Origin of the sequence: Pseudohongiella spirulinae, assembly GCF_001444425.1 — a bacterium.
Classification (GTDB): Bacteria; Pseudomonadota; Gammaproteobacteria; order Pseudomonadales; family Pseudohongiellaceae; genus Pseudohongiella; species Pseudohongiella spirulinae.
In genome coordinates this window covers 1033979-1052742 of sequence record NZ_CP013189.1, presented here as the reverse complement: position 1 = coordinate 1052742, position 18764 = coordinate 1033979, and the positions used below count along the sequence as shown (strand labels likewise).

The window sequence follows — 18764 nt, the reverse complement described above, 5'->3', positions numbered from 1 at the left end:
ACACGCTGTCGACCTGGAATCAGACGCCGACAACATCAACGGCCACAGTGAGCTCATGCTCGCCACCACCGGTCATAACACCTTTCAGCGGTGTCACATCGGCATAGTCCCGACCCCAGCCCAATACGATATAGCGCTCATCGGCCATACAGCCATTGGTCGGATCCAGCTCCAGCCAGCCCCAACCCGGTATAAAAGCGGCCACCCAGGCGTGAGTGGCATCAGCACCAAGTAGTTTACTCTGCCCCGGCGGTGGCAGGGTTTCCATGTAACCACTGACATATCGGGCCGGCAGCCCCAGAGTCCGTAAACTGGCAATCATCAAGTGAGCAAAGTCCTGGCACACGCCACGTTTATCTGCCAGCACCTCATGGACCGGAGTGGCTACTGTGGTCACATCAGGGTCATAGGTAAAGTCTGTAAAAATGCGCTGATTAAGGTCTGTTAGTGCCGTCACCAGATCGCAGCTGACTGAAAAACTTTCGTGAGCAAATTCCAGCAGCGAGTGTTGATGACGAATGAACGGAGACTCCAGGGCAAACAACCGGGCTTCAATACACTCCTCATCGCCCCTGATCATCCCGGCCTTTATCTCTGATACAGCCGCCTCCCAACTGATACTGGAAAAAATATCCTGTACAGGACGCGGCTGAATATCCACCTCGCTCTGCACAAGCACCTCCAGACTGTCATGAATTGTCTCGGTTGCAAAATATACAACCCGATTGCCAAAAAAATCCGTACGTTCACGCATGCGCACCGGGGCCGGAGTGATCTGCCACTGGTTACTCAGATTAAATTGCCAGGGAAGGTTGCGCGGCAGCATACGTGCTTCATTGTGACTGAGCGTAGCCTGCCCGCTATAGTCATAGCGAGTAAGGTGCCGGATCTGATACTTCATCGACGCTCCCCCCGACCAGGCACCCTGCCATCATCCAGGCCCGGACTGATCTGCATGGTCACCAACTGTCTGGGCGCCTCCACGTGACTGAAATGACTATGGGAGACAGCATTTGACAATGCCGACATTGGCGCAATCAGCCTGTCCAGCAAGTCATTGAGAGCCTCACGAGCTGATTCAGAATTCTCCAGGCCTGCCAATGAATCGATGTCAGCCAGGTGCAGTGTACTGCTGGCCTCGATAATCAGTCGATTCTCCTGGTTCCTGTACGATGTATTATCCTGATCCGGTAAGCGGGCCACCTGGCGCCCAATACGTTTCAGCATATAACCAACTGAACGCGGATTGGTTTCATCAAACAACAACAGATCCAGGATGGCCGAGGGATGCAACTGCGAGCGGAAGCGTCGGCGATAGACAGTAAAATTATCCGTTGTTGCCAGCACCACTTCCCATAGGGCAACGCCGGGTTGACGGGCCGTCAACAACGCCAGCTTCAGAAGCTCAAGTGTCGCCAGCACCCGCTCAATAAACCGGCCGATGTCCAGAAATCGCCAGCCGTAATGATGCGGCATGGTCTCGTTGCATAAACTGAAAAACGCTGCCAGATCCAGCACAACGGCTTCCAGTTCTCTCTGCCCGGCAACAACGCCTTTGCTGCGTGACATGGCATTGCAACGCTGTCGTACCTTGCTGATCGCACGCCAGCTATCATCACCCAGGTGATCACGCACCGCGCGACTGTTACGCTGGAAGCTGGCGAAAATTCCGGGCATGCCGCCCTGCCCCTGATCACTCAGAAGATTCAGCAATCGATCCCGCGCCAGCACGTGATACCTGGAAAAGCGCGGATGTTCCGCAATGTCTTGAAGAGCAGCGGCCAGCTTCTTTTCTTCTGGCGCAATGCCAAGCGCCGTCAACAGGTCAGGCAATAGACTGCTGGTTTCCGTTTGTGGGTCTTCCTGCAACAATTTGCTCAGTGACTCGCGCAGCAGGCGCGCGCGGATATCCAGACGCTCACCGTACCGTCCCAACCAGAACAGACTTTCTGCAACACGGCAGGGCAGATCCTTGCCGTCACGGGTAAACAATATGGGCCCGCCGGCCTGTCGCAGCATACTGATATGTGGCTGCGGCACTGGCGCCAGGACCCAGATATCTTTGACCACCGGGCTTTTCATCAGTGCCGAACCCGGCTCGCCAACCCATGCCACGCCACCCGGCATGGTCCGATAGTGCTGCTCGGTAACCGGACGTTGACAGTCGTCCGGTTCCAGGAGACTGAAAAATCGCATGGAGACCTGTTGCTTCTCAAATAACCCGGTCTGCGGACTGAAACCGGGCGTCGTGGCGGCTTTTAGCGGTCTCTGGGCCGTAAACAGATGCGGTCGGGCGTCAAGATCCATCCGCAGATGCCGGGCAGGTTCAAGCCCCATCTGATCCACATGAAACACTTTGCCAGGTTTGGTAATGTCTTTGATTACCCACTCCTCTGGTGCCTGTCGAACCCTCTTTAACGATGCATCATCACCGCACCAGAGTGTTTCGCGGCATGGTAACCGCAATGACTCGCCCAGTAAGCGTTCACACAGTTGTGGTAAAAATGCCATCAAGGCAGGATGTTCAAGCACACCGGCACCCAGCGCATTAACAATGTGCACCTCGCCATTACGAGCGGCCTGCAGCAGGCCCGGCACACCCAATAGAGAGTCCGGGCGCAGCTCAAGCGGATCACACCAGGGGTCGTTGATCTGTCTGAGGATCACATCAACTTTATCCAGGCCGCCAAGCGTCCGCACAGACACTTGCCCTTCCCGAACCAGCAGGTCATCACCCTCCACCAGTGGAATATTCATGTAATTGGCCAGCCAGGCATGTTCAAAATAACCCGCACTGCCCGGGCCGGGAGTCAGCAAGACGATATTGGCCTGATCCCGCTGCTTGGGCGCCAGGCTGGCCAGACAGCGATGCTGCGCCTGCAGGAAACCGGCCAGGCGCTGCAAAGGAGCGTCACGATATAAGCCCGGCAATGCCCGGGACAAAGTGATGCGGTTTTCCAGAGCATAACCAACGCCAGAAGGCGATTGTGTCCAGTCAGCCAGCGCTTGCCACTGCCCGGCTTCATCGCGCACAACATCGGTGCCATGGAAAATCAGCAGAGGCCGTTCGATCAGCGATGGCGAATCAGCTGCAGAAAACAGGAAACCCGGATGCGTGTAGACCAATTCAGGTGGCAGCCATCCTTCACGGATCAGGCGACGCTCCCCATACAGATCATCCAGCAGATGAGCCAGCAGGCGGCTGCGCTGCTGTAGCCCCTGCTCCAGACTCGCCCACTCCTGGGTATTGATGACCCAGGGCACACAATCGAGTCGCCAGGAGCGCAGCTGCCCGGGATCATCTTCATAAGGATTAAAAGTCACGCCGTTTTCATGCAGTCGACTTTGTGCTTCATCGCTGCGCTGCACAAGGATTTCCGGACCCAGCGCGGCATATTCACTCAGCAGATGTTGCCAGTGGGCTCGCGGTCGGCCCTCATCAAAAAGCTCATCAAAGCTTTGGCTGCCGGCATAGTCCCGCAGCAGGGCTTTAACGGAATCTGGCGATGAATCAGCTTGCATGGATGTCGAATTCAGTTGCGATGAAAGAGGCCGCTGATCTTGTCATGCCCGCTCAATTGAAACAAGCCCGAACCATCACAGGCCTCCCGCAGGCACATCGGCACGCCGCAGATCCAGTGTATGGGGGTATTCCTGCCCGGGAGCATTTTCAATGCGACAAACGTCGCCCTGAGTATGACCATGTGCCCAGAACCTGGCCATTCGTCGGGCCTCGGCTTCATTGGCATTGACAGGGAATGTTTCGTAGTTGCGCCCCGCCGGGTGCGAAACATGGTAGGTACAGCCGCCCAGCGATCGCGCATTCCAGGTATCGATCAGATCAAAAACCAGGGGCGCATGCACTTTGATCATCGGATGCAGGGCCGAGGGTGGTTGCCAGGCTCGAAAACGCACTGCCGCCACGGCCTCTCCCGGCACGCCGGTGGGCTGTAAAGGCACTCGATAACCGTTACAACTCAGCAAGTGACGGGCCGGATTGTAATCGATCAGTTTGACTTCTATCCGCTCAACGGAGGAGTCAACATAACGTGCCGTGCCACCCCCGCTGGCTTCCTCCCCCAATACATGCCAGGGTTCGATAGCCTGACGCAGCTGAAGATGCACGCCGTTGTAGCGCACCTCGCCGGCCAGTGGGAATCTGAACTCCTGAAACGGCGCAAACCACTCTGGCTCGAATTGAAAACCATGGTCACGCAGGTCTGCCAGCACATCACACAAGTCCTGCCAAATGAAGTGTGGCATCATCCATTTATCGTGCAGGGCCGTGCCCCAGCGCACCAGCGGCTTGCGGTAGGGCGAGGCGTAGAAACGCGCGACCAATGCACGAATCAGTAGTTGCTGCATCAGACTCATCTCGGCATGAGGCGGCATTTCAAAACCTCTCAGCTCCAGCAATCCCAACCGCCCCGTGGCTGAATCCGGCGAGTACAGCTTATCAATGCAGAACTCTGCCCGGTGGGTATTGCCCGTAATGTCAGTCAGCAAATGCCTGAGCAGGCGATCGACCAGCCAGGGCTCCGGAACCTCGCCAACAGGCATCTGGGACAGCGCGATCTCCAGCTCATAGAGAGCCTCATGTCTTGCTTCATCAACTCTGGGTGCCTGACTGGTCGGCCCCAGAAACATACCGGAAAACAGATACGACAGACTGGGATGGTGTTGCCAGAAAATCAGCATACTGGCCAGTAAATCGGGTCGGCGCAAAAAGGGTGAATCTGAGGGAGTGGCGCCGCCCAGCGTGACGTGATTGCCACCGCCGGTGCCGGTGTGACGGCCATCGAGCATAAATTTCTCTGTGCCCAGCCGGCTTTGCCGCGCCTCCTCATAAAGAATTCGCGTATTGGACACCAGATCATTCCAGCTGGACGCCGGCATCACATTGACTTCAATCACACCCGGATCCGGTGTAATCATGAATTTCTGCAGGCGCGGATCAGAAGGGGGCGGGTAGCCCTCTACACAGACTGGCAGTTGTCTGTCCGCTGCAGTCTGTTCAATAGCGCCCAGCAATGCCAGATAGTCTTCCAGTTTTGGCAGCGGCGGCATAAAAACGAATAATTTTCCATCACGTGGCTCTAGGCAAAGCGCCGTCCCGATCGCCTCTTCCTTGTCAGGCTCGGCGAACTGTTCCTGCCACTCCTGACTGCGCCCATGCACATGCAGCCCACCGGGAGTAACACCAGGCTGCAGGCGCGGCACCTCGCTGTACCATTGAGCGACCTGGCCATTATCCTCAGCCAACGGCGGAAGCTCTTCAAACCAGGATGGAGGCTGTTCTTCTTCGCGTTTATTAACCGGCAAGGCGCTCAACGGCAATCGCAGTCCCATGGGAGAATCGCCCGGGATAAGATACAGATGATCGCGCCGCACCGGCCAGCGACCGCTCAACCAGCCTCTGATGTCTTTGCGGCCATTCTCCGCCTTCTTGCCACCAGCGACAGACAGCGACTGTGCAGTCAGCGGCAAGGCCAGGCCCACCAGTTTATCCATGCCGCGCTCCAGCAACCTGGCCAGGCGAACACGATCTTCATCCTTGCCCAAATCCTCGCCGCGCAGATCGATATCGACGGGCTGCTGACGCTCCAGCCACAGATAGTAATAAGCATCCTCGTAGCAGGGAATCAGATACTTCTCATCCACCGCCAGCCGTTTGACCAGCGACCTCGCAAATGCCTGCAATTCGGTTTCTCCGACCGCATGATGCTCATCCATCTTCGCCAACCAGCGCTCATCGTGCCACATGGGCTTGCCATCAGTCCGCCAGTAGCAGGCCAGCGCCCAGCGCGGCAGTGGTTCTCCCGGATACCATTTGCCCTGTTGATAGTGAAGCAGTGAATTCGGTGCGTAATGCGGGCGCAATCGATGTAAAAGTGATTCCGCCAGTTTTCGTTTGGTAGGCCCCTGCGCGGCGATGGTCCATTCTGGTGCATCCATATCATCGATGGATACAAAAGTGGGCTCACCGCCCATGGTCAGCCGCACATCCAGCGCCTGCAGTTGCTCATCAACCTGCTGACCCAGCGCGTCAATCTGCTGCCATTGCGCTTCGGTATAAGGTTTGGTGACCCGCGGATCCTCATGGATACGCGTGACACTCATGGAGAAGTCAAATTCAACTTCACAGGGTGCTGTCGTCCCGGTTATAGCCGCCGCCGTTGACGGCTCCGGCGTTGCCGCCAGCGGCAGGTGCCCTTCCCCGGCAAACAGGCCGGAGGTCGGATCCAGACCGATCCAGCCAGCTCCCGGAATAAAAACTTCAGTCCAGGCATGCAGATCGGTGAAATCCACTTCAGTGCCGGAAGGCCCATCCAGTGCTTTGACATCGGCGGTCAACTGCACCAGATAACCGGACACAAAACGTGCCGCCAGCCCCAGGCGGCGCAGAATGTGCACCAGCAACCAGGCCGAATCACGGCAGGAGCCTTTGGCCCGCGCCAGTGTCTCTTCGGGCGTCTGCACACCCGGCTCCATGCGGATAAGGTACTCAATATCCTGACTCAATTGCTGATTCAGAACCACCAGAGCACTGGCGATTAACAGCTTGTCGCCGCTCAGCAGCTCCTTACGGGCGCGCTCCAACCAGGCCTGCAGCAATGGCCCGTCCTGTCCCTGCGAGTCCGGCTGGCCAGTTTCCAGATAGGGTGCCAGATCCTTCTTTAAAGCCTCCGGATAATTGAAGGGGAAATGCTCTGCGTACTCTTCCACAAAAAAATCGAAGGGGTTTATCACCGTCATCGGCGCGATGACTTCAACATCCACCTGCAGACTGGAGATTTTCTCCGGAAACACCAGCCGCGCAACGTGATTGCCAAACGGATCCTGTTGCCAGTTGATGAAGTACTCACCACCCGTGATCTTCATGCTGTAGGCCTCGACGGGCGTACGGCAATGAGGCGCGGGTTTCAGGCGAATGTGGTGAGGAAAAACCTGAACGGGTTTATCAAACTGATAACGGGTTGAATGTCTCAGTGCAACACGAATCGTCATAACAGAGTTCCGGCACGGGATAGTGCTTGGAGCATAGCAAGGGGAGTGCCAATTGCAATAGCTTTTCACGGGCCAGTTGCCGAATGTTCAGGCGCATGATACAAACAGGTAACACTGATACAAGGATTGCTGCTGATTTATGGCCGTTGCACCGTTGTCTGTTTTGGGCATACTGGCAAGGCTGGCAGCCTTAGGGCGGGCACACTCACCAATGATGGATACCTGACACTGAATGAGTAATGTTAACTGGGACGCTTATAATTTTGACGGATTCTATGATGAGTTGATTGCCTCGCCAGGCAAGCCTCGCCGGGAAGCGGCCATGCTGTGTGACTACCTGGCCCGACTGGACGCCAAAGAGCTCACAGAGCACAAGGCGGCTGCCGAACTGGCCATTCAACTGATGGGTATTACGTTCACGGTTTATACCGAGGGCAGCATGATTGACCGTGCCTGGCCCTTCGACATTGTGCCGCGCATTATTCCCCTGAAAGAGTGGCAGAAGACAGAAGCCGGACTCAAACAGCGGGTCCAGGCGCTCAATATGTTCATCAATGACTTGTATCATGACCAAAAAATAGTCAAAGACGGGGTCTTTCCGGCAGAGCTGCTGGCCCACTCGGTCAATTTTCGGCCACAGTGTGTGGGCATCAACACGCCGCACAATGTCTGGGCGCATATCTGTGGCTCCGATCTGGTGCGCGACAAGGACGGCACTCTGTACGTGCTGGAAGACAACCTGCGGGTGCCATCGGGCGTTTCCTATATGCTGGAAAACCGCAACGTCACCAAACGCGTCATGCCAGATCTGTTTGCCACCGGATTCATCCAGCCGGTCGACGACTATACGTCGCAGCTATACGATATGCTGGCCTCAATGAGCCCGCGCCCGGGTGACGATCCTTCAATTGTGATTCTGACCCCCGGCATCTATAACAGCGCCTATTATGAACACGCCTACCTGGCCCAACAGATGGGCGTGCAGCTGGTGGAGGGCTCTGACCTGGTCGTCGGGGATGATGATTGTGTTTACATGAGAATGGTAAACGGACTGCAGCGGGTGGATGTGATTTATCGTCGGGTCGACGATATGTTCCTGGATCCGGAAGTCTTTAATCCCGAGTCAGCGCTGGGTGCACGTGGTCTGATGCGCGCCTGGCGCAAAGGCAATGTTGCACTGGCCAATGCGCCCGGTGCCGGCGTGGCAGATGACAAGGTTGTCTACGCCTTTGTGCCCAAAATCATCAAATACTATCTCGATCAGGAACCACTGATCCCCAATGTGCCAAGCTATCTGTGCATGTTCGAAGACGACCGCAATTACGTTCTGGAGAATCTGGACAAACTGGTTGTCAAACCTGCCAATGAATCGGGCGGCTACGGCATGATGATCGGCCCGCACGTCAACAAAAAAGAGCGCAAGAAATTTGCCGAACTGATCAAGGCTGACCCGCGCAACTATATGGCCCAGCCAACACTGGCGCTGTCGACCTCGCCCACCCTGATTGGCAATGACATGGAGCCCCGGCACGTCGATTTACGGCCCTTTATCCTGTCCGGCGAGTCAACCTATGTCACCACAGGTGGCCTGACCCGCGTTGCTCTGGTCAAAGGCTCTCTGGTCGTCAACTCCTCTCAAGGCGGCGGCAGCAAAGACACCTGGATTGTTGATCTGGAGGGCCAGTAGCCATGTTATCCAGAGTCGCCGAAAATATATACTGGCTGGCGCGCTACATTGAACGGGCAGAAGGCACGGCTCGACTGCTCAGCGTTAACAGTAACCTGCTGCTGGATTTGCCGAGATCCACAAAGCTGGGCTGGACAGAAATTATCGCCATCACCGGCAATGCCGACCTGTTTGATGAGCTTTACAGCAATCATGATGAAAGCAGTGTGCTGTCCTTTATCTGCGGTGATCAACGCTATCCTGGCTCTATCATTCGGTCACTGGCCGCGGCTCGCGAGAATCTGCGCACCACGCGGGATGTGATTCCCAGAGAAATCTGGGAAGAAATCAATCAACTCTACCTGTCCGTACGTGATCAGGTTGAATCCGGCATCACACCTCGCAAGCGAGACGCGTTTTTGACACGAGTCATTCGCAGTTGCCAGACCGTCAACGGGCTGATCGAAGGCACACTGAGTTACACCCAGGCACGCACCTTTCTGATGCTGGGTCGCCAACTGGAACGCGCCGACATGATTACCCGAATCATCGATGTGCGCTCCGGCAACCTGCTACCCCGTAGTCCGGGAGAACTGACTCCTTTTGAGAACATCCAGTGGATGAGTGTACTGAAATCACTCAGCGGTTATCAGATGTATCGCCAGCACGTTCGCCTGCGTATTCGCGGACCGGATGTATTGAGTTTCCTGCTACAGGATCGGCAGTTCCCGCGCGCAGTCGGCACCTGTCTGGAACGTTTTGCCAATGCCCTGTTGACACTGCCGCGTCATGATCGCGTGTTAAATGAAGTGGAGACCTGCCGTCAGCATCTAGCGGCCGCCGACATCCCCTTGCTTGCCAGCGAGCCGGAACGGCTGCACGCCTTTGTTGATGACATTCAACTGGACTTTATTGAACTGCATGATGCGTTGGCTGCAACTTATTTCGCAAGCGTTCATGAGAGCCCGGCCGACAATTCACAAAGTCAAACAGCATAAGCGATGACCCATTTCAGCTCATACAGTCACCGCCAGCACTGCCAGTGCGGACAAGTGGTTTTCTTTGATAACAGTGTCTGCCTGCGCTGTGGCTCAGCACTGGCTTTCCATCCGGAACACGGACGTATTCACAGCCTGTTGCCTGCCGAGGAAGCCGGGCGCTGGATTCTGCATGATGACAAAAGCAGCAGCCTTAGAATAATTGATACTTATCGGCGTTGTGCCAACGTCGATTCACCTGCACAGTGCAACTGGCTGGTTACCGGCAGCCTTGACCAGAACAGTGCGGTTGACCTGTGTCTGGCCTGCGCCACCAATGTGACCATCCCTGACCTGACTCAAGCGGGTAACGCAGATTATTGGCGCTTGTGCGAGATAGCCAAGCGCCGCCTGATTGCACAGCTCTTGATCCTGGGGCTGCCGGTGCAGACGCGCCAGATGGATCCGGCCCATGGGCTTGGATTTGAATTATTGCGCTGGCAGCCAGGCCAGGATGTGCCCGTCACGGGTCATCAGGGCGGAATCATCACGCTCGATATCGCAGAAGCCGATCCTGCTTTCCGTGAACAGATTCGTCAGCAGATGCGTGAACCCTATAGAACACTGCTCGGTCATTTTCGCCACGAGTCAGGCCACTATTACTGGGACAGGCTGGTGCTGCATACTGATTGGCTGCCCATTTATCGAAACCTGTTCGGCGATGAACGCATGGATTATACGGAGGCTCTGCAGAATCACTACAACGCCGGACCGCCGTCAGACTGGCAAAGCCACTACATCAGCAGTTATGCCGCATCCCACCCCTGGGAGGACTGGGCAGAAACCTGGGCGCACTACCTGCATATGACGGACACCCTGAGCGCAGCTGAACAGTTTGGCATTGACGCCGCGGCGCTCAGTATTCAGACCGATCCCTTTACGGCCCGTGATCTTGCGAACTGCCCTTTTCACTCTGCCAATCCACAATCAATGTTGACGTTTCTGGAACGCGCAAACCAATGGGTCAGACTCAGCAGTGTGCTGAACGTACTGGCCCGCAGCATGGGACAGCCGGACAGCTATCCCTTCGTGCTGACCGTAGACTCGCTTCGCAAAATGTATATGGTGCATCGGGTCATTGAGTAGGCTTATGAAACACTCCCCTTTGACGCAACCCTAAGACACCCATGTATGTGATAAAAGGTCACAAAGCCAACCCTTTTCATTGACAACCTTAACCTTCGAGCATCAACAAAAATTACAGAAACGGCGACAACATCGGCCTGCCAATGCGTAACCAGATTTCGGACTCCACCATAAACAGACGCAGAAAAAATACCAGGAAGACGGCAAAACTGATCAGGTAAACCCTATGAACATGACGGCGACGATAGAGGTCGAATGCCATTCCCGCCAACAACGGCGATACCCAGACGAAGAAAAACAGCCACGGCGCCTGAATTTCCATGCGCGCAACAGCGGCGAATGCCAGTGCTATGGTTGCCGCCAGCATCAGGCGTTTATGTGCCTCACGCTGGCTGCGCCTGACAACGGCAGCGCCGAAAAATCCTGCAAACAGAATCATATCGCCCAACGGAAAGATCAGAAATCCGGCAGCCTGATCCAGTGACCAGTTACCAGACTGAACGTGCAGAGCCGGCGCAATAAAACTGACGGCAACTCCCAGCAATAGTACTGCAATACCATAAGCTATGCCGAATGTACCGACATTGCGATGGAGATCAACCCTTCCCATAGCCACCAACCCGACCTGAAGCAGCAAAAGCAGCATCCAGCCAGTAAAAATGACACCATGTACATGCATAATCAGGGGTCTCGCGACAGGCTCGCCGAAGATCAGAGAAAAATAGCTGGGCCAGAACCCCACCAGCACCATCATAAAAAGCGCCAGTGCGACGCCCATGTAAAAACGACGCTCCGGTTTATGCCTGCCGCCGGAGTTACCATCGCGATGGGCAGGAGGAACCATTTCCGGCGCGACTGTATCCGAAGTATCCATAGCCATCTCCTTTTTATTCTTGTTCAGAGAGTGCTGAATATAACCTTAAAGTCAATAACCTAACAACTAAGTTAAGCCATCTCTCGTTCGAACAGTATCTAATCTCGACTCTGTTGGGCACTCATGGTGGCAACCGGGCGCCAACAAAGCAACTGATGCGCGGCTGAATACAAGGCAGTCAACTGTCTGGTCAAACCGGCAACTTGTAAGAAACCCTTCCAATCGACTGTGATTCAAGAGCGAAACCTGGAGCATAATGATTTAGACTGATCGTTACTTCAAGGCACTACAGGACCCACCATTAACAAACTACAAATCGACATCGTCGCCGACGTCAGCACGGTCGTCACTGAATATCTGCTCAATCGGCAGGCCGAACAACCGCGCGGCCCGGAATGCCAGCGGCAGACTGGGATCGAACTTGCCCTTTTCGATGGCGTTGACGGTCTGACGTGATACCTGCAAAGCTTCCGCCAGTTGCGCCTGGGTCCAGTCCCGTTCCGCGCGCAACACTTTCAGCCGATTTTTCATCGAAAACTCCCGACACGCCAGATCGTTGAGACCAGATAGGTAAGTCCCATGATAATGACCAGATGGGCAATTTCCGCATCAAACGCGATCACGTCGTAGGCATCCATCAGTGAATACGGAATGCTGACAATAAGACCCACCCCCAGCGTGATACCCATTGACTCCAGAGTAATTTGCTTGTGCATTTCATCCAGACTGGCAATGTGCTTTTTGTTGGCAAGCACCATGGCGATGCCAGCCAGACCATTCAGCAATACAGCGGCCAGAGTGATTGCAGTGCTTTCTGCCCAGAGGAATCTGGGGCCAAAAGCCAGAACGGCACAGCTTGCCACCCAGATGCCCGTCCAGACAGCCAGGGTGCGGGTCATTGTTGCGATGCGAGATTCATAGGAACTATTCTGATTTGAATTCATGTCATCATCCTTTGCCTTGATGTAAAACAACCTTTACATTGAGACTGTATTCAGGCGCGCAACTGATGTCAAGTATATTTGACTTAAGGTAAAGTTTTATTGATGACATATTGGCTGCTGGTCGTTAATGATGGCGCAGCAGCGTTTCGAGTTTGTGCCGAGCATCGCAGGACAGACGTGTCGCAAACGCGCTTTCTGCTGAACAACTCTCCACAGGTATTGCCTGTGAACGGTATTACCGTGACAATCGGCAGTGTCTGGTTTGGTCTGGAATGAGAACGTATGAGAGTCGACCGTCAGTGCGTGCTGAGCGGCACAGTGGAGCAGGCCATTGCAGCGGTGCGCACGCCACGCTTGTTCAGGCACATCTCCACCCCAATGATCACCTTCACTGCGGTCGACCCGCCCACCTTTCCCGACACCTGGTCTGAAGGTACATACTGGGTCAAGCTGAAACTGTTCGGCCTGATTCCGTTTGGACGCCAGGCCATTGTCATCTCGCTGATCCCCTCGGACGACGCCTTTGTTGTACGCGACAATGGTTACAGCGGTCTGATTAAAACCTGGGATCACCGCATCACCATCTCACAGAAAGAAAACGGTGTGCACTATCGCGATACCGTGGATATTGATGCCGGCATACTGACGCCCCTGATCTGGCTGTATGCTCAGGGGTTTTATTGGCACCGGCAGCGCAAGTGGCAGGCATTGGCGAGAGATGGATACGAAGCCATTTCATAATTTGGACCCGGGAAAAACATCCACTTGCATCACCCGCCTTCACGGCACGATCCCCAGGACTAAATACCCTCGACACACATATTGACATCCCCCCACCAGCCGGTAGACTGACGATTATCAGGAAAATTTAGTTTTTCTGATATTTTCCAAATAATCTCAGCAATACGGATCCTGTATAGATTAACGAGACAAGATCAAAAACCCGGCACGACACCCAAAACAGATAAAAAAAAACGCATAAGAACTTATAAGAACGCATAAAAAGGTCGGTACACAATGAAAACATCAATCCTGTCGTGGCTGGCCCGGCCACTGACCTTCAGTTTGCTCGCGTCGACCGCATTGACAGCGCCCTCGCTTGCCGCGGACACAGAGGCAAACACCGCCACGCAGCCGACCGACAACACCCTGGTTGTTGCCACTCGCCGGCTTTCCGAAGCGCAATATCGCCAGAGCATTGCCGACATCTTCGGTGACGATATCGTGATCAATGCCCGCTTTGAACCTGAACGCCGCGAGCAGGGTCTGCTGGCCCTGGGCAGCGCCACGCTGTCAATGACCGCCGCGGGCTTTGAACAATTTTTCAGCCTGTCCCAGGACATTGCTGCGCAGGCGCTGACGGAGGCCAGGCGCGATGAGCTAATGCCCTGCACCCCTGCGGCCAATACTGACTTTGATGAAGCCTGTGCGGCGACCTTTATCAACCAATACGGTGAACTGCTGTTCCGCCGCCCCGTGACGCCGGCTGAACTGGATGCTCGTCTGACAACAGCTGCCACAGGAACCCGACAGACCGGCGACTTCCACACCGGGCTGCAACTGGCACTGGCCAGTCTGCTGACCGCACCGGAGTTCCTGTTCCGAATGGAGCGTGCGGAGCCAGATCCGCAGCAGGCCGGACAATGGCGACTGGACGCCTATACGCGGGCGGCGCGCCTGTCATTTTTATTCTGGAATTCGACCCCGGATGCCGCCCTGCTGGCAGCCGCGCGCAGCGGTGAACTGTTCACCGAACAGGGTCTGCAGGCCCAGGTAGAGCGGCTGAGCTCATCACCGCGTGTGGAGGATGGCATCACGGCGTTTCTGGTCGACATGATGCAGATTGACGGTTTTGACAGCATGGTCAAGGACGCGTCCATCTACCCCAAATTCAATCAGCTTGTCGCCGATAGTGCACGAGAGCAAATGGTGAAAACGCTGGTGGAGCTGCTGGTGACCCGCGAGCGCGACTATCGAGAAATTTTCACCTCTAATGATACCTTCCTGAACCGGCCACTGGCTGCAGTCTATCAGGTGCCGTTTACCTCTAGCGAAGAATGGGCGCCCTATACGTTTCCGGATTCTGCCGAGCGCTCTGGCATTTTCTCCCAGGTCGGTTTTTTATCCCAATACGCCCACCCCGGCAGCTCCTCTCCGACATTACGGGGTATCAAGCTGCATGAGATATTCCTGTGTGAGCACACGCCTGAACCACCCGCCGATGTGGATTTTTCTGCGGTCGTTGACAGTGATGCAGCCACTTCACGGGAAAGGCTGCTGGATCACATGAGTAATCCAGGCTGCATCGTTTGCCATCAGCGCAGTGACCCGCCCGGCCTGGCGCTGGAACACTTTGATGGTCTGGGACAGATTCGCAAGTATGAAAATGGTCAACTGATAGACGTCAGCGCGGATCTGTTTGGTAATAAATTTGTGGGTGCGCAGGGTCTTGGTGAGTTTTTATATAACGATCCGCGTGCCTCCTCCTGCCTGGTCAGAAATGTTTATGCTTATGGGACCGCGCGGATGCCCGGCGGCTCACAACGCGCCTATATCAACGACCAGGTCGCACAGTTTGCGGAGAACGGTCATAAAGTACCGGCGTTATTCAAGCAGATCGCCAGTACGCCCGCATTCTTTGCGGTCACTCTGCCCGAAGGACTGCCTTCGCAGCCGACACAACTGGCCAGCGGCTCAGCCGCGCCTTAACCGAATCTGGGAGATACACTCATGAAACAGAAAATTGATCGTCGCTCGGTTCTGAAAGGCATGCTGGGTGGTGCAACAGTTGGCGTCGGGCTGCCAATGTTGAACTTGTTTTTGAACGAGAATGGCAACGCCTACGCCGATGGCAGCACTATTCCCACCCGTTTTGGCACCTATTTCTGGGGTTTGGGGCTGACCGATACGCCCACCGGCGGCACGCGCTGGGTACCGGAAACTGTCGGGCTCGATTATGAGATCACACCCGAACTACAGGCCATCGCCGCGTTCAAGCACAAGGTGTCGGTGTTCTCCGGTTTCCGCGCGATCCCTGACACCAGCCCGAACCTGGTGCACTGGAGCGGTCATGCCTCTATTCTGTCTGGCGTTGCCCCGGCCGCCAGCGGCAGCTTCGACGCCCCGACGCTGGACACGCGCATTGCCGACACCATCGGTGGCGCCACACGTTTCAAAGTGCTGGACATTGATGCCTCCATCTCAAGACGCCCTATCAGCTACTCCACACGGACTGGCACCACGTTTGCGTCGCCGGACCAGTCGCCGCTGGCACTCTACCAGCGTCTTTTTGGTGAAGGCTTTCAGGACCCCAATAGTGAACATTGGGCACCCGACCCGTCTATCATGCTGAGACAAAGCGTGTTGTCGGCTGTCACTGAACAGCGTCAGGCGCTGATGCGCAGCGTTGGTCACGAGGATCAGATCAAGCTGGAACAGTATTTCACCTCGTTGCGGGAAATGGAAAATCAACTGGCCGTGCAACTGCAGCGTCCCGAACCTCGCGAAGCCTGTATGATCCCGGATATGCCGCCGGAGCTGGCACGTGCCGGTTCGGTCGATGTCGTTAACAACAACACGCGTGTTATGGCGAGACTACTGGCCATGGGTCTGGCCTGTGATCAATCCCGTGTCTTCAACTTTGTGCACACTGGCGGCACGTCAGAGACCTACGTGCCGGGACAGAGCAAAATCTACCATCAGATTACGCACGACGAACCCACTGATGCTCAATTGGGTTATCAGCCAGAGACCAGCAAACTGGCAGGACTGGTAATGGAAGGTTTTGGTGCCTTTCTGGAAGAGCTGGACGCCATTCAGGAAGGTAACGGCACTCTGCTCGATAACTGTCTGGTGTTTGCGCTCAGTGATACCGGGTACGCCAAAATTCACTCACTCGAGAATATCCCCATGATGCTGGCCGGGGGTGCTGGTGGCCGACACAAGGCAGGCCACCATGTGCATGCGCCCGGCGAGTCAGTAACGCGGGTTTCTTTGACGGCCATGCAACTGGCCGGCGCACCGGTTGGTGAGTTTGGCAGTGGATCAATGCGCACAGCCCGCCCTCTCACCGATGTGATGGCATCCTGAAGGGGATAAAACATGACTGACTATCGATCTTCTCCTAAAGGCTCCCGAACTGGCTTTCACCGATGTCTGCGTGCAGCAACACTGGCAATGGCCCTGACCGGCCTGACAGCGACTGCGCAGGCGGACTGGCAACGCTCCTATGTCATCGAATGGAATGAACCGGCCATGTATTTCGGTGGCGAAAGCGGTATCGAGGGACCGGGCAGCGACTGCCCGCAAGGTGTCAACCCTGAGCAGGACTGGGTCGAAGTGCTCGTCCGGGCCGGCTACACGCGCGCAGAAGCCGAATGGCTACGCAATCCGGCCAACCCGACCCGAAGCCCGGTGCATGGGCAAAATCAGATGGCCTTCCGCGGCAAGGACCGGGCGAATATCTATACCAACCCGGAGTCTTATCCCGATCCTGGCCTGTATCCGATGACCGGTTCAATTGCTGAGGGCCTGAACCTGGACGGCAACCCCGATACCGGTTTTACCAGCCCCACAGGCGAGCCGGGCATCGACAACACCTTTTACAAGGCGCTGGGTTGCTGGAAGACCTACCGGGGACCAGAGCGCCTGTCCAGCGGTGCCATGCAGTTCAATGATGGTATGCGCAACGGCTCCTGGACCATGGTGATTGTTGTGTCCGGCGAGGGCGATGACCCGCGCAACGATAACAACGTCATGGTCGGCTTTTACATGAGTGACGACAATATGGTCAAAGGCGGCGACGGCAGTATTTCGCCCGACTACACCTATCGCATTGCCCCGCATGCCAAATATGAAGGTCTGTTTCCGGCCCGCACCGTCGATGGCGTGATCGAATCACGTGAGGCGGTAACGGCGACATTGCGTGACCCCGGCTACACACGTGACCTTGAACTGCTGGAGGCGCAGATTCGTCTGGAAATGAAGGAAGATGGCAGTCTGCGCGGATATGTAGGCGGATACCGGCCCTGGCGTGCTGTCTATGATGGCTGGGTAAACGCGCGCGGCCCTGTGATTGAATCACTGACCTGGGTGGAACTGCCCGCCGTGTATTACGCTTTGAAGCGTAGTGCCGACTATCACCCGGAACGTGGTCAGCAGTCCGGTGACAACATCCAGGGCAACACGCACATCTCATACGCCCTGCGCGTAGATGCCCTGCCTGCCTTTGTAGTCACACCCGATACCAGTGAGATTGCCAGTCAGGTGGTGTCCTACAAGGATCTGGCGCCACCGCTGCCGGAAGGATCAGGGCCGATGATCGGCCGCTCACGCATTGTGGGCGGCATTGTCATTGATCCCAATGCCGACTACCAGGCCGGGCCTGATGCGGTGATCCTGCCCCCTCGTTAAAGGGGGCAGACTGGACTATAATCAATGCCATGTCGACCAACCTCGCGTTCTCACAAAAGCTCAGCAGCCGCATCCAGGATGACGACAATGCCCGTATGGCCAATCGCATTGTGGAAGCCTTTGCGCGCAAGGCCCGTGTTCTGGGTATACGCTCCATATCAATGAGCGACCTGGCTCGCAGCCTGCGCATGAGCACTAAAACCCTGTACAAATATTTTGATACCAAAGAAGCCCTGGTCCACGAGTTGATCGTGCGTTGGGAGGCCCGGGTACATAAACCGATCACGGCGTATGGCACCAACGACCTGATGGAGATTCTGCGCTACCGCATCGGGGTCTGGGTTGAAAACGATGCACAATACTCCACCGCTTTCTGGCTGGATCTGAAAACCGGTTATCCCGAGCTGTACAAGGTTTACATCGATTCACTCTACGAGAGTATGCGCGCCATGCGCGAACATCTGTCACCCTATCTGCGCGACGACGTGAATGTGGAGTTTGCCTGGTCGTGTTATTTCACACTGATGACGGATGCAGCACGCCGCAAAACTTTCGAAAACGTGGGCATGACCCGCGAACAATCAGTCTTTGCCGCCTTTGATTTCTGGGTGAAGGCGGCTATTGATCCGGACAAGCTGGCAAGCGCCGAATGGCAGTCATGAAAGCCTCCGCCGAACAATAGCAGCCAGTTAATTACCCCTGATATCAGCGATGCCTGTATCAGAATACCTTCCAAC

15 protein-coding genes are annotated in these 18764 nt (G+C 55.6%); 9 read left to right on the top strand and 6 right to left on the bottom strand.

Features of this window, described 5'->3' with window-relative positions; all coding sequences use genetic code 11:
• Positions 1-19: 19 nt before the first annotated feature.
• The 3 genes from PS2015_RS04885 to PS2015_RS04875 form a co-directional block, all read right to left on the bottom strand.
• Complete coding sequence (locus tag PS2015_RS04885) at positions 20-901, bottom strand: transglutaminase family protein (protein ID WP_058021170.1); 882 nt, start codon at positions 899-901, stop codon at positions 20-22.
• Positions 898-3522 (bottom strand): circularly permuted type 2 ATP-grasp protein, encoded by a 2625-nt coding sequence (locus PS2015_RS04880; protein ID WP_058021169.1) that lies wholly within the window; start codon positions 3520-3522, stop codon positions 898-900. The genes PS2015_RS04885 and PS2015_RS04880 overlap by 4 nt, the downstream gene beginning before the upstream one ends.
• A 75-nt stretch (positions 3523-3597) precedes the next feature.
• Positions 3598-7008: a transglutaminase family protein gene (locus PS2015_RS04875; protein ID WP_058021168.1), complete on the bottom strand. Its 3411-nt coding sequence runs from the start codon at positions 7006-7008 to the stop codon at positions 3598-3600.
• 232 nt (positions 7009-7240) lie between these two features.
• On the opposite strand from PS2015_RS04875, the gene PS2015_RS04870 reads away from it, so the two are divergent.
• Genes PS2015_RS04870 through PS2015_RS04860 form a run of 3 tightly spaced genes read left to right on the top strand, consistent with a single transcriptional unit; the run spans position 7241 to position 10797 of the window.
• Positions 7241-8695, top strand: a complete 1455-nt coding sequence (locus tag PS2015_RS04870; protein ID WP_058021167.1) for a circularly permuted type 2 ATP-grasp protein — start codon at positions 7241-7243, stop codon at positions 8693-8695.
• Positions 8696-8697: 2 nt separating this feature from the next.
• Positions 8698-9672 (top strand): alpha-E domain-containing protein, encoded by a 975-nt coding sequence (locus PS2015_RS04865; protein WP_058021166.1) that lies wholly within the window; start codon positions 8698-8700, stop codon positions 9670-9672.
• Positions 9673-9675: 3 nt separating this feature from the next.
• Positions 9676-10797 (top strand): zinc-binding metallopeptidase family protein, encoded by a 1122-nt coding sequence (locus PS2015_RS04860; protein ID WP_058021165.1) that lies wholly within the window; start codon positions 9676-9678, stop codon positions 10795-10797.
• A 112-nt stretch (positions 10798-10909) separates the two neighbouring features.
• Here PS2015_RS04860 and PS2015_RS04855 read toward each other — a convergent pair whose 3' ends face one another.
• The 3 genes from PS2015_RS04855 to PS2015_RS04845 all read right to left on the bottom strand — a co-directional run bounded on the left by PS2015_RS04855 (position 10910) and on the right by PS2015_RS04845 (position 12615).
• Complete coding sequence (locus tag PS2015_RS04855) at positions 10910-11671, bottom strand: hypothetical protein (RefSeq protein WP_058021164.1); 762 nt, start codon at positions 11669-11671, stop codon at positions 10910-10912.
• Positions 11672-11980: 309 nt separating this feature from the next.
• The gene (locus PS2015_RS04850; RefSeq protein WP_058021163.1) at positions 11981-12202 is read right to left on the bottom strand and encodes a helix-turn-helix transcriptional regulator; all 222 of its coding nucleotides are present in this window, start codon (positions 12200-12202) and stop codon (positions 11981-11983) included.
• Entirely contained in the window at positions 12199-12615 is a 417-nt protein-coding gene (locus PS2015_RS04845; protein WP_058021162.1) for a hypothetical protein, read from the bottom strand. Before PS2015_RS04845 ends, PS2015_RS04850 begins: the two co-directional genes overlap by 4 nt.
• A gap of 102 nt (positions 12616-12717) precedes the next feature.
• Here PS2015_RS04845 and PS2015_RS15580 point away from each other — a divergent pair, with 102 nt between their 5' ends.
• The 6 genes from PS2015_RS15580 (at position 12718) to PS2015_RS04820 (ending at position 18689) form a co-directional block, all read left to right on the top strand.
• Entirely contained in the window at positions 12718-12891 is a 174-nt protein-coding gene (locus tag PS2015_RS15580; protein ID WP_156412659.1) for a hypothetical protein, read from the top strand.
• A gap of 6 nt (positions 12892-12897) precedes the next feature.
• The gene (locus tag PS2015_RS04840; protein WP_058021161.1) at positions 12898-13356 is read left to right on the top strand and encodes an Rv1443c family protein; all 459 of its coding nucleotides are present in this window, start codon (positions 12898-12900) and stop codon (positions 13354-13356) included.
• Between the two features lie 276 nt (positions 13357-13632).
• Positions 13633-15324, top strand: a complete 1692-nt coding sequence (locus PS2015_RS04835; protein ID WP_058021160.1) for a DUF1592 domain-containing protein — start codon at positions 13633-13635, stop codon at positions 15322-15324.
• A 21-nt stretch (positions 15325-15345) separates the two neighbouring features.
• Positions 15346-16704, top strand: a complete 1359-nt coding sequence (locus PS2015_RS04830; RefSeq protein WP_058021159.1) for a DUF1552 domain-containing protein — start codon at positions 15346-15348, stop codon at positions 16702-16704.
• Positions 16705-16716: 12 nt separating this feature from the next.
• A complete protein-coding gene (locus tag PS2015_RS04825; RefSeq protein WP_156412658.1) occupies positions 16717-18027 on the top strand; it encodes a hypothetical protein in 1311 nt (436 codons plus the stop codon).
• Between the two features lie 29 nt (positions 18028-18056).
• Positions 18057-18689, top strand: coding sequence for a TetR/AcrR family transcriptional regulator (locus tag PS2015_RS04820; protein WP_058021157.1), 633 nt, complete (start codon positions 18057-18059; stop codon positions 18687-18689).
• Positions 18690-18764 lie beyond the last annotated feature (75 nt).

Bases quoted from the DNA above. Each gene is read 5' to 3' on its own strand.
- PS2015_RS04875 (WP_058021168.1), bottom strand. From the start codon at position 7,008: ATGACGATTCGTGTTGCACTGAGACATTCAACCCGTTATCAGTTTGAT.
- PS2015_RS04870 (WP_058021167.1), top strand. From the start codon at position 7,241: ATGAGTAATGTTAACTGGGACGCTTATAATTTTGACGGATTCTATGAT.
- PS2015_RS04820 (WP_058021157.1), top strand. From the start codon at position 18,057: ATGTCGACCAACCTCGCGTTCTCACAAAAGCTCAGCAGCCGCATCCAG.
- PS2015_RS04845 (WP_058021162.1), bottom strand. From the start codon at position 12,615: ATGAATTCAAATCAGAATAGTTCCTATGAATCTCGCATCGCAACAATG.
- PS2015_RS04865 (WP_058021166.1), top strand. From the start codon at position 8,698: ATGTTATCCAGAGTCGCCGAAAATATATACTGGCTGGCGCGCTACATT.
- PS2015_RS04835 (WP_058021160.1), top strand. From the start codon at position 13,633: ATGAAAACATCAATCCTGTCGTGGCTGGCCCGGCCACTGACCTTCAGT.
- PS2015_RS04880 (WP_058021169.1), bottom strand. From the start codon at position 3,522: ATGCAAGCTGATTCATCGCCAGATTCCGTTAAAGCCCTGCTGCGGGAC.
- PS2015_RS04855 (WP_058021164.1), bottom strand. From the start codon at position 11,671: ATGGATACTTCGGATACAGTCGCGCCGGAAATGGTTCCTCCTGCCCAT.
- PS2015_RS15580 (WP_156412659.1), top strand. From the start codon at position 12,718: ATGACATATTGGCTGCTGGTCGTTAATGATGGCGCAGCAGCGTTTCGA.
- PS2015_RS04830 (WP_058021159.1), top strand. From the start codon at position 15,346: ATGAAACAGAAAATTGATCGTCGCTCGGTTCTGAAAGGCATGCTGGGT.
- PS2015_RS04885 (WP_058021170.1), bottom strand. From the start codon at position 901: ATGAAGTATCAGATCCGGCACCTTACTCGCTATGACTATAGCGGGCAG.
- PS2015_RS04825 (WP_156412658.1), top strand. From the start codon at position 16,717: ATGACTGACTATCGATCTTCTCCTAAAGGCTCCCGAACTGGCTTTCAC.
- PS2015_RS04850 (WP_058021163.1), bottom strand. From the start codon at position 12,202: ATGAAAAATCGGCTGAAAGTGTTGCGCGCGGAACGGGACTGGACCCAG.
- PS2015_RS04860 (WP_058021165.1), top strand. From the start codon at position 9,676: ATGACCCATTTCAGCTCATACAGTCACCGCCAGCACTGCCAGTGCGGA.
- PS2015_RS04840 (WP_058021161.1), top strand. From the start codon at position 12,898: ATGAGAGTCGACCGTCAGTGCGTGCTGAGCGGCACAGTGGAGCAGGCC.